General features: G+C 51.4%; 10 protein-coding genes. All 10 read right to left on the bottom strand.

Translation table 11 applies throughout. From position 1 onward, the window contains the following. Positions 1-1,042: MazG nucleotide pyrophosphohydrolase domain-containing protein (locus SSCH_RS01970; RefSeq protein ID WP_044664006.1), on the bottom strand; the 1,042-nt coding region annotated here is incomplete at its 3' end. A 55-nt stretch (positions 1,043-1,097) separates the two neighbouring features. Beyond that, a complete protein-coding gene (locus SSCH_RS01965) occupies positions 1,098-2,648 on the bottom strand; it encodes a putative polysaccharide biosynthesis protein (protein WP_044664005.1) in 1,551 nt (516 codons plus the stop codon). 130 nt (positions 2,649-2,778) lie between these two features. Beyond that, the gene (gene spoVT, locus SSCH_RS01960) at positions 2,779-3,342 is read right to left on the bottom strand and encodes a stage V sporulation protein T (RefSeq protein WP_044664004.1); all 564 of its coding nucleotides are present in this window, start codon (positions 3,340-3,342) and stop codon (positions 2,779-2,781) included. Between the two features lie 114 nt (positions 3,343-3,456). Beyond that, positions 3,457-4,413, bottom strand: a complete 957-nt coding sequence (locus SSCH_RS01955) for a SurA N-terminal domain-containing protein (protein WP_269746094.1) — start codon at positions 4,411-4,413, stop codon at positions 3,457-3,459. Positions 4,414-4,814: 401 nt separating this feature from the next. Next, on the bottom strand, positions 4,815-6,761 hold the full coding sequence (gene mfd / locus SSCH_RS16035) for a transcription-repair coupling factor (protein WP_232294158.1): 1,947 nt from the start codon (positions 6,759-6,761) through the stop codon (positions 4,815-4,817). A gap of 945 nt (positions 6,762-7,706) precedes the next feature. Beyond that, entirely contained in the window at positions 7,707-7,979 is a 273-nt protein-coding gene (locus SSCH_RS16030) for a hypothetical protein (RefSeq protein WP_052835197.1), read from the bottom strand. A 49-nt stretch (positions 7,980-8,028) separates the two neighbouring features. Beyond that, positions 8,029-8,301 carry a hypothetical protein gene (locus SSCH_RS16025; protein ID WP_052835196.1) on the bottom strand — a complete coding sequence of 91 codons (273 nt, stop codon included), beginning with the start codon at positions 8,299-8,301 and terminating at the stop codon, positions 8,029-8,031. 571 nt (positions 8,302-8,872) lie between these two features. Continuing rightward, a complete protein-coding gene (locus SSCH_RS01945) occupies positions 8,873-9,286 on the bottom strand; it encodes a phage holin family protein (RefSeq protein WP_084710849.1) in 414 nt (137 codons plus the stop codon). 150 nt (positions 9,287-9,436) lie between these two features. Continuing rightward, on the bottom strand, positions 9,437-10,048 hold the full coding sequence (pth, locus tag SSCH_RS01940) for an aminoacyl-tRNA hydrolase (RefSeq protein ID WP_044664002.1): 612 nt from the start codon (positions 10,046-10,048) through the stop codon (positions 9,437-9,439). Continuing rightward, positions 10,049-10,714: a 50S ribosomal protein L25/general stress protein Ctc gene (locus SSCH_RS01935; RefSeq protein WP_044664001.1), complete on the bottom strand. Its 666-nt coding sequence runs from the start codon at positions 10,712-10,714 to the stop codon at positions 10,049-10,051. Between the last annotated feature and the right edge of the window lie 380 nt (positions 10,715-11,094).

Below are 11,094 nucleotides of genomic sequence, written 5' to 3'. Positions count from 1 at the left end.
ACTCTGTCATAGTGAACTTGCCGGCTCGCTCCGCCAGTGCTGTATGAAAGACGATTTGTAATAATAAGTCTCCCAATTCTTCACATAGTTTATACATATCCCCTTCATCTATGGCATCTAGCACCTCATATGTTTCTTCGATCAGGTATTTTTTCAGTGTCTGGTGTGTCTGCTGGCGGTCCCAGGGACAGCCCTCAGGAGATAGAAGGGTGTCCATTACCTTGACCAGGGGATCAACGCTGTTTAAAGGCGGCTCTTCCCCTGTAACTCCCCACCTTAAGGCACTACCATCCCATAAAACCGGATCAACACTCTTTGAAGGTGGCTCTTCCCCTGTAACCAATGGGGGAACATAGAGTGTTGTCAGATGGTCAGTATCCTGGCGATCCAGTTCGTAAAGGGGAATCTTGAGCACACTTTCACTCCCCTTAATTCCTGCCCCCCGCAGCAGCACCACCTGGTGGTCATCCGGATAATAATCCATCAAGGTCAGCTTGACCTCTGAGGCAAGAGCAGAGCTGTATAACTGCATAACAATAAGGCCTGTCCCAACCTGGAGGTGTATACCGGACTCCTCAGTTTCCGCATTTTCTAAAAACTGAAAGCTGTCCGCAATCATGATCCCCTCACCGGGGTCGATCTCCAACAGCTGATACAGGGAGTCCAAAAAGCCAGGTGCAGGAAAAATCTCTATTTTTACACCGTTTGCCGGTCCTTGCTCCTTTAAAAGTCGCACAACCGCCTCCCCAACCAGGGGGCTGCCAGGAACCGCAAAAACAACCGCTCTTTCCTTCTGCGCTTCTTGGAGGAGAAAGGCGGTCATAGCGGAGTACACCTGTTCAAAAGAATCAAACTTCTCGTAAAAGTGATCAAGGGGATGCATCCCTATCCCCTCTCTTTGCAAATAGGGGATCACCGGATGCTGTTTTGTGCGCAGGTAAACAGGATAATCGCTTCGCATCAGGCTTAAGTTGCGCCCCGGCATATCCAGGGGATCTCCTGGCCCCAATCCTAACACATAGATGATCGCGGGTGCTGACATGGCTTCTGTCTCCTTTTTTCCATCCTGAACAGGGTGAGACGGCTTTATTTCTCAGCTATCTCCTGAAGAAATACCGCATCTCGTAAACCCTGATCTCCTTAGTTACAAGTAAAACAGCGAAATAACAAACTGCACCACAGGTGATCGTCAGCCCTGTAGCCATCAGGTTGCCCAGAGAGGCGAAGATGGTATAAATGGCAGGGATCACCATGATCATTATTGTAACAGCCAGGAGGGGACGAAGCAAGATGCCTATCCGTGGGCGGTAATCTGTAAGGCGGGTGAGCCAAAAGATATTGAGCAGAAACACCAGCAGGAAACCCAGGGTGCTGCCCAGAGCAGCTCCCTTGATCCCGAAACCCGGAATCACTGTCAGGTAATAATTGCAAAAGACCTTGACCAGGCAGCCGGCCATAAGGTTTACCACAGGCAGCCAGGTATTCCCTATCCCCTGCAGAGCGCCTGCTGTGGTCTGCTGGAGGCCGGTAAACAGGGCGGCAGGGGCAAGCCAGGCAGTAACCGCACCTGCGCATGAATCGTCAAAAAGCAGCTCCATGATCGGTGTGGCAAGAAGCATGAGGCCGGCAGCCGCGGGAAGACAGAGAATGAAGGTAATGCGCAGGGCTGTATTGATCCTCCGGTGAACCTCGGAGCGGTTGTTGCGGGAGACAGCTGCTGCCAGGTGAGGGACCAGTGTCATGGCAATGGAAACCGTTAGAGCGGCCGGTAGGTAAACAACAGTACCGGCCATCCCTGAAAGCTGTCCAAACTGAGAGGTTGCCTCTTGAACGGTAAACCCCACAGTCTGCAGGCGTTTGGGAATGATCACTGTATCAATAACCTGTACCAGGGGGAGGACCAGGGAGCCTGCGGAAATGGGAAAGGCATAAGCAATGAGGCGCTTTAAGATCTGCAGTGCCTTTCCTAGACGTAAAGGGGGTTCACGGCGTGCTGCAGTCACTGAGCTTCCCTGTCTTTTAAACCACAGGTAAACCAGGGTAAGCAAGCAGAGCCCTGCACACCCCCCGGTAAAGGTGCCGAAAGCCGCGCCTGCTGCCGCATACTCTACACCCCGGGACATCAGTGCCTGTGCAGCCAGAAGCACAGTTCCCACCCGTATAACCTGCTCCACCACCTCAGATACGGCTGTCGGCCACATCAACCTCCAACCCTGAAAATAGCCGCGAAAGGCAGATGCTACAGAGATGATAAATACAGCAGGAGCAACAGCGATCAAGGAGTAGTAGGCCCTGGTATCACCTAATACCCTTTGGGCGAGAAAAGGGGAGATGTAGAAGAGCCCTGCAGTCAGGATGCATCCTAAACAGAATAAGAAGATCAGGGAAACGGAAAATACCTGGCGCGCACCATGCCTGTCACCCATAGCTCCCCTCTCTGCAATCAGAAAAGAGAGAGCAACAGGAATGCCTGCGGTGGAGAGTGAGAGTAAAGCTACATAAATGGGATAGGCCATCTGATAGAGACCGATACCCTCACTTCCTGCTATCCTGGTAAAAGGAATCCGATAAACAGCCCCTAACAGCTTGACCACAACACCTGCAATTGTGAGAACCATGGCTCCACGCAAAAAAGATTCCGGTTTCATCTTGACCCCCTGTTTGTCCTGTCCCTTATCACTAAATGCTTACTAAACGAGGGGTCTCGATATACCGGAATAAGGAATATTATTACCAAAAAATTAAAGGCAGCTATAAAAGCCACCTTATTTACAAAAATTATTCTTCCATCTGTTTTGCCAGGAACCCCGCCGCCGTCTCAGCCAACTTCAATTCCAGCTCTCCCATCCGCACATTCGGCTCCTTTGAACAGATAATTACAGCCCCGATAGGGTCACCCTGGCTAATAATGGGAGCAATCACCTCACTGGAGAACTTGCATTCCTCTTCCTCTTCATCGGTCAGACAAATATTACAAACAGGATGCTCACCGGCTTTCGTGATCAGAGCAGGTTTTCGTTCCTCCATTACCTTTTCCACAGCTGGACCGATGGCTTTATCGAGAAACTCCTTTTTCGGGGCACCTGCTACGGCAACGATATTGTCCCGGTCGGCAATACACGCAATATGTCCAATTGCCTCATGTAGGGAGTCAGCGTATTCCTTTGCAAATTCACCCAGTTCGTTGATGGGTGAGTATTTCTTGAGAATAACCTCTCCTTCCCGGTCCACAAAGATTTCGAGGGGATCACCCTCCCGAATCCGTAGGGTCCGGCGGATCTCTTTGGGAATTACAACACGGCCTAGATCATCGATGCGTCGTACGATACCTGTAGCCTTCAAGTTCTATCCCCCCTTCATTTAAAGATAAGAATCTTCAGGAATAGTATATAACCGATGGGGGGGATTTATTCATTTTTTTCCATGCTATTGTTAATAATTTTAGCCTTATCCGCCTTAAACTGGTATTGCTGAATTTTTAGAATTATACATGATACGACCAGCTCCGCGCAGGCTCTCCATGTAGTCCATTACTTTTTCCTGCTTCTTTTCAGTGAGCAGTTCCTCTTGCAGCCAGTCCTTTACCTCTTCATAGCTGGCCTGTGAGGCATCCCTTTTTTCAAAACACATCAGCACATGGTAGCCGAATTGAGTTTTGACCGGCTCATGACTGAACTCCCCGGGTGAGAGGCGAAAAGCCTCTTCTTTGAACTCCTCAACAAAAGATGAGTCCTTTGTGACATTATCATAGATGCCCTTGTTCTCTGCCACTGAAGGATCCACTGATTTTTGCACAGCAAGCTCCTGGAAATCCGCCCCTTCTTTCAGCTCTGTAATGACATCCCGGGCCTCTTCTTCAGTATTCACCAGAATATGGCCTACCTTGACGCGCTCAGGTAAAACCAGCATCTCTTTGAGCTCCTGGTAGTTTTGCCTGACATCCTTTTCTTCGACTGTGACATCCTTTGTTACAAGATCCAGCAGTTTCTCCATCATCATATATTCTTCCACTAATTCCCTGTACTTCTCTTCTGTCATTCCCTGTTCTTGGAGAAACTTTTGTAAGTTTTCTGCCCCACCGGCCTGCATCTGAGCAACCATCAGCTGATTTTCAATGTCTGCTTGATCAATACTAATTCCGTTGTTCCGGGCAGCCTGACACATCAAGGCTCGGTCCACCAGTTGATCAAGTGCCATCTGTCGCAGTTGCTCCTTTAACGCTTTCCCTTGTTCTCCCTGGAAATCCATACCAAGGGACTCCTGAATCATCTGCAGGCGATCAGCTTCCAGATCCAGATCATCCTCATAAATCTTGTAACCATTGACCTGAACTACCCAATCCCCATGATACACCCACCACAACCAAATGCCTCCCAGAGCAATTATCAGAATAAACACTAATACTTGAGGCAGATACGAACGTCCTTTTTTTTATAGAGTTTATTGCGGGATCCAAAAATATTCCTCCTTCCCGGTAGAACCGGAGCGGTGTCTGTTTATCCTAAACACCTTCGCCACCAGAATCAGATCTCCTGCCAGCCAAGGGGACGGTTACCCCGGCTGGTCAGGGAGAGACGCGGGGACGGTTCTCGCGTCTCACATCCACTCGGTGAGATGCGCGTGTAATGGGAACCGCGTGCATTGGGGACAGTCCCCGGTGCACGCGACGACCCCAGCCCTAAATGCGGAGGTCGGAAACCAGAAGTCGGAAGTCTACCTCCCACTTCCCACATCTCATATTCACCTACTACTAACTTGTCCCCCTTGCACGCACCTCGCCCGAACATCTTTTTCCAACGACTATCGACCAACGACTAACCACCAATCAGTGCTTTTTTGAGCATCGCAATCAGATCCCTCGGTGCCAGGCCTCTGGTATCCAGCCGAATCTCCAGTGCCCCTACTGTGGAAAAACTGAGGCGTTGCCCGAAGATACCGCTCCAAGAAGCCAGCTGCTCACCAGGAGGCACCACCCCTTCTTCAAACTGCATTACCAGTGTATAACCGGTATGCTGAACCTCGCGTATCTTTAGTTCACTTGCCCGAACCCTGATGCCGGCCAGATCAAAAAGATAACTGACCGGGGCCGGCATCTTGCCGAAGCGGTCACACACCTCCCTGGCCAACTCCATCACTTCATCCAGCCCACCAGCCATAGAGAGACGCCGGTAGATATCCACCTTTTGCCTTCCATCTCTGATATATGAATCTGGAATATACGAGTCGACCCGCAGGTCGAAATGGGGAGCAGCTGCCATTTGCTCGGGCGGCTTCTCTCCTTTGAGCTCACTGACAGCTTCCTGCAGCAGCCTGTTATACAGGTCAAACCCTACAGCAGCCATGTGCCCATGTTGTTCTGCTCCCAGGACATTCCCTGCACCCCTAATCTCCAGGTCACGCATGGCCAATTTAAAACCCGACCCGAATTCGGTAAACTCCTGCAGTGCTCTAAGTCTCTTTTCCGCCTGTTCGGTCAGCACCTTATCCCTCGTAAAGGTGAAATAGGCGTAGGCCAGGCGGTTGGAACGGCCGACCCGACCGCGCAGTTGGTAGAGTTGGGCCAGCCCAAACCAGTCAGCATTCTCCACAATCAGTGTATTGACATTAGGAAAGTCCAGCCCGCTCTCAATGATGGTGGTGCAGACCAAACAATCGAACTCTTTGTTTAAAAAATCCCACATCACCTTTTCCAGGTCATCCTCTTTCATCTGCCCGTGGGCGATGCGGAAGGAAGCCTCAGGTACCAGCCCCTGGAGATAGTGTGCGATGGATGAGATGCTCCGCACACGGTTGTGTACATAAAAAGCCTGACCACCCCGCTGGATCTCTTTCAAAATAGCATCCCTCACCATCTCAGGCTCGTACTCCAAGACATAGGTCTGCACAGGCAGGCGGTCCTCCGGGGGAGTTTCAATAAGGCTCAGATCGCGCACCCCTCCCAGAGACATCTGCAGGGTACGCGGAATAGGTGTAGCCGTCATGGCGATCACATCCACATTGGCTTTGAGCATTTTGATCTTTTCTTTATGAGCAACCCCAAAGCGCTGTTCCTCATCGATCACCAGCAGCCCCAAATCCTTGAAGACAACATCTCCGGAAAGAAGCCGGTGAGTGCCGATGATCACATCTACCATGCCTTTTTGTAAATCTGTGAGAGTTTTCTTTTGTTCCGTCGGTGTCCGGAATCTGCTCAACATCTCCACACGGACCGGATAATGAGAAAAGCGGTCCCTAAAAGTGAGGTAATGCTGGTTGGCGAGCACTGTTGTAGGGACCAAAACCGCCACCTGCTTCCCGTCCTGTACAGCCTTAAAAGCGGCGCGGATGGCCACCTCGGTTTTGCCAAACCCAACATCACCACAGATAAGGCGGTCCATAGGGCGCTTCCTTTCCATATCAACCTTTACATCTCTGATGGCCTCTTCCTGATCCGGTGTCTCCTCATAGGGAAAGCCATCCTCAAACTCCCGCTGCCAGACAGTATCCTGGGAAAAGGCATAACCTGGAGCATTGCTGCGCTGCGCATAAAGAGCGAGCAAGCCTTCAGCCAGCTCCTGAACGCGCTTTTTGACACGCTGCTTGAGGCGCGCCCAGTCACTGCCTCCCATCCGGGAAAGACGCGGTGTAGTCCCTTCCGGACCTGTGTACTTCTGAACCAGGTCCACCTGATCCACCGGCACAAATAGCCTTGCCTCCCCGGCATAAACGATCTCCAGGTAATCCCTCTTGAGATCATCTGTCTCCTTCTCACAGATGCCCACATAGCGCCCGATCCCGTGATGGACATGCACCACAAAGTCTCCAGGCTGAGTTCAGGGAGGTGGTCAGCGGCTGTTGCCCGCCGTCTCTGTGCCCTTCTCACCTTTTTTCCGCCGTACATCTCCATCGCACTGACAACAGCCAGGATGCCCGGGATTTCAAAGCCGCGGCTCAACGAACTTATGCCTACCTGTAAGCGCCCCTCTTTTAGACACTCCTGCCACTGATCAGCAATCAGAAAAGATATCTCCATATCTCTTAATTCCCTTTCCAACTGCTTCAAATTGGTTTCGGTATGCGTCAGAAGAAGAACTGTGGTTTTTTTTCGCAGCCAACCCTTGAGCTCCTGGGCGAGGAGATCCGGGCGCCCCAGGAATGGCCGCATCTCCTTTGTAGAAAAGCTGACCAGGGCTTTTGGCTCCATAAGGGGTGTCCGGGTCAACAAACGAGAATAACAGATCAGCGGAAATTCCGCCATCTGTTTCAGCAGCTGATCACCGTCAAAGTAGTGCTCCTGCCAGGGGGTAAAAGAATTCCCCTCCTGAAAAAAGCGCCTGTAGTCTGAATCCAGGAGCACAGTGCGCGCCCGGCTCTGTTCCGGAAAGCGCCCAGGCTCATCCAGAATAACCAAAGAATCCGCGGGAAGATAATCGAGAAGAGAGACCTGCTCCGGATAGAAATAGGGCTGCACCAGGTTGAGGGATCTACCCACCCCTTCTCTGGCCATCTCCAAAAACCTGTTGGCCCGCTGCTGAAGACGGGTGAGTGCATTCCTACTCCCTTTCAAGGCATCTCTTCTCTTTTTATAGGCCTCCTGGATGCGCTCCACAGCAGGAGCAGCCAGGTCCGGGTGATAAATAAACTCCCGGGCCGGCCATATTTTTATCTCAGCAAGGCTTTTTTGAGAGCGCTGAGTCTCCACATCCAGCCTTCTGAGAGAGGTGATCTCAATCCCCCCAAAATTCCAGGCGAACAGGCAGGTCATAAAAGGGATAGATATCCACTATATCTCCGCGCATCGCAAACTGCCCTGGCCCTGAAACAGTGTCCAATCGTTCATAACCGGCTAAAACCAGGCGCTGTGCCAGGTGATCATGATCTGTTTCCTGGTTCACCTGAAGTGAAAGAGCAGCCCGCTCCCAGTATTCCGGTGGAATGAGCTTGGGCAGCAGAGCCTCCACAGAGGCAATCACCACTGCCTTTTCTCCCTGCCCCCGCAAAAGTGCTAAGGCCTGCAGCGCCCGGCCGCAGGTTCGCGGCTGGCTGCCACTACCTCAAAGGCAGGGCCTCCGCCGGATTAAACACCAGGACCTCCCGGTCAGGCATGAGCAGCTCCATGTCCGCAGCCCAGGAGATCACCTGATCATATCCCGGAACAATTACCAGCAGCGCACCCCTGAACCCCCCATCGGAGAAAAGGGAAGCCGCAGCCAAAGCTCCGGCAGAACCCGCCAGTCCTGAAAGCAGTATGGGATACTTTCTTTTCTTTACAGCATCAACAGCATCGTAGTAGCCAGGAACTTTTGTCAGTATATTGCGCATGCAAAACCACCTTTATGACCAAAGCAAAATGCGGCAGGACTCATAAAAAGCCCCCCGATAACTTCATATGTCAGTGTTCATTATATCATTCAGAATAATGCTTTCATACAACCTGCCTGAGACGCGGGGACGGTTCTCGCGTCTCACTCGCGTCTCACATCCACTCTGACGCGGGCGCGGGCACGTGCACTGATAGGTCCCTGTTGCACTTTCAGCGATTAGGTGCCTGTTAAATTTGTGAAAATGGATCAGAAGAACCGTCAGACTGTGTGAATAACCATTTTGCCTCTTTCCATCCCCCCACTTATGACCAAATTTCGGTTGTTTTTAGGGATAAGGGACACCAATTATCCTGCTATTTCAGTTATGTCTCCTTTATGGCTGCTGAACTGGTGATTTGGGGAGTTGTCACACAGTCTGCCGTCCCCCTGATCCATTCTACACAGAAATGCACCAGGAACCGTCCCCCCTGCACGCGCCTCGCCCGAACATCCTTTTTCCAACGACCAACCACCAACGACCAATACAAACCCCGCCTCAATTGAGACGGGGTTTTTGGACTGCGTTTTGATCAGCGTACACCCGTTGGCACAAACATATCGATAATGCCGACGATAGCAGCAGCTATGAGAGCTCCCAGTACAGTCACCCTTAAACCAGGGATAATGAACTGGAGTAAGTAAAAGATCACCGCTGAGACCACAAACCCGACCCCACCGCGCGCATAAGGCGAAATGCGGCGGCCGAAAAGGGTTTCGAGTCCGAATCCGATCGCTGCGATCAGAACAGCTGCAAGCAGGGCATGCCAGAAAGACAGCCTGGTAAAGCCAGGTGTAATATAGCTCACAACCATTAATACAATCGCAGCCACGATAAACCTTATAATGTGAGCCAACCAGCCCTGCTCGGCCAAACCGGTGATTCCTCCACCAGGACCTCCACCGGTATTAGTATCACCGCGAGTCACTTTGTTCTCATCTGCCATGATGTCACCTCCCCCCTAGTTAAACTAGGTCCTAAACAGGAAGCATTATCCATAGTTTAACCAGAAAAGGAGATTTCATGCATGGGCGGTGACAGGTGACAAGGGGACGGGGGTCTTGTCATCCTGGATGACAAGACCCCCGTCCCCTTGTCACCGATTATATTTGTTCATGGCGGTTTGGATGCCGTGAGATGCCCAGCAGCGGGCGGCATCACCGGACAGCTTCCAGACATCTTCAAAAAAGGGGCGCTCCTCCCAGGGGAAAGGCTCTAAGACATACTCCACCGGATCTCCACCCTCAGCCGGCCGCCCGATCCCGATGCGCAGACGCGCAAAATCACGTGATCCGAGGTGGTCGATGATAGACTGTACTCCTTTATGCCCCCCGGAACCGCCGCCCGGGCGCAGCCTGATGCTGCCTGAGGGCAGATCCAGATCATCATGGATCACCAGCAGATCCTGCGGCTGAAGGCCTAGCTGCCGCAGCAACGGTTGTATCGCTTTTCCGCTGAGATTCATAAAGGTAAGCGGCCGCACCAGCAAAACCATTATGCCGTCAATCTCCACAGTGCAGATACTGGCCAGGCCTCGCTGCCTTGTCCATTTTCCGGTACCGGCGATCCTTTCCACAACCCGAAAACCCGCGTTATGGCGTGTTTGGGCATAGCGCGGGCCAGGATTTCCCAGACCTAGAATCACTTTCTCAGGTGAATCACTTATACAATTACCCGGATGGGTCAGTTTCCGCAGCCAGGCAATCATTTACTCCTCTCCTTGCCCTGCCTCTTCTCCCTCACCCTCATCTGCTGCAGCTTCACCGAGAGCGTCCTCTTCGAGTTCATCCTCTTCTTCCTCTTCCTCGTAAGCAGGTGCAACGACCATTGCAATAACCGAATCCGGTTCAGAGATGATCTGCACATTCTCCGGTGCTTCTATGTCCGCGACAGTAACCTGGTCCCCGATATTCAGGCCGCTGATGTCCACCTCCAGACGGTCAGGCATTTCTGTTGGCAGACAGGATACTGTCACCTTACGCAGCATATGCTGTAAGATCCCTTCCTCTCTCAGGCCAGGGGCTTCCCCAACAAGAATAACCGGAACCTCTGTCTCGATTTCCTCGGTAAGCACAACCTGGAAAAAATCAGCATGCAGGAGATCCCGCCTGATCGGTTCCCGCTGAATCTCGCGGCACATCACCAGATAAGGCTCCTTCTGATCATCGTTGGCAACTTCCAGGTTAATCAGGGTACTCCCGATACTATGGCCGGTAATGATCATCTCCAATTCCTTTGTAGGAACCTGGATCAAAATGTTTCCGACCTCTTTCCCGTAGAGAACCGCCGGTGTCATCCCCTGGCGGCGCAGGGTGCGCATAAACCCTTTGGGGCCGCGCTCCCTCTTTTGTGCACTTAAGTTGATACTTTCCATCACCAAACACTCCTGTTTCCTAAATTTTTTGCTATTCTAACAACTAAAATAAGTTCCTTACTAGTTTAGCCCGAAGAGAAGGTAAAAATCAAGCGATTTGAGGCATACCACACGGCTAATTCATGATACTATTTACTTCCATATCATCTTGAGTTCGGTTTTTTAAAAATGGAGTTTAGGTTAAATCAATTGCGGTTTTACCGCATTGTCGGCCCGTGAGGTTCCGCTTCGCTCCTTTCGTCGATTCTGAAAGCATAGGAAAACCAGCCATACCATTGCGGTGATGGACAGTCAGTCCCTAATGCCTCTTTGGATACTCGACGGGAATTCTTTTAAATTATTAGTTGTCCTTGATTAAGTTCAGTACGCTTAAACTGATC

Source organism: Syntrophaceticus schinkii, assembly GCF_000946815.1.
In the GTDB taxonomy this organism is placed as follows: domain Bacteria; phylum Bacillota; class DSM-12270; order Thermacetogeniales; family Thermacetogeniaceae; genus Syntrophaceticus; species Syntrophaceticus schinkii.
The sequence above is the reverse complement of the archived record's forward strand: the minus strand, read 5'-3'. Positions and strand labels throughout refer to the sequence as shown.

Coding starts and splice junctions, on each gene's coding strand:
- SSCH_RS01945 (WP_084710849.1), bottom strand. CDS start 9,286: ATGGCAGATGAGAACAAAGTGACTCGCGGTGATACTAATACCGGTGGA.
- SSCH_RS16025 (WP_052835196.1), bottom strand. CDS start 8,301: ATGCGCAATATACTGACAAAAGTTCCTGGCTACTACGATGCTGTTGAT.
- pth (WP_044664002.1), bottom strand. CDS start 10,048: ATGATTGCCTGGCTGCGGAAACTGACCCATCCGGGTAATTGTATAAGT.
- SSCH_RS01935 (WP_044664001.1), bottom strand. CDS start 10,714: ATGGAAAGTATCAACTTAAGTGCACAAAAGAGGGAGCGCGGCCCCAAA.
- SSCH_RS01965 (WP_044664005.1), bottom strand. CDS start 2,648: ATGAAACCGGAATCTTTTTTGCGTGGAGCCATGGTTCTCACAATTGCA.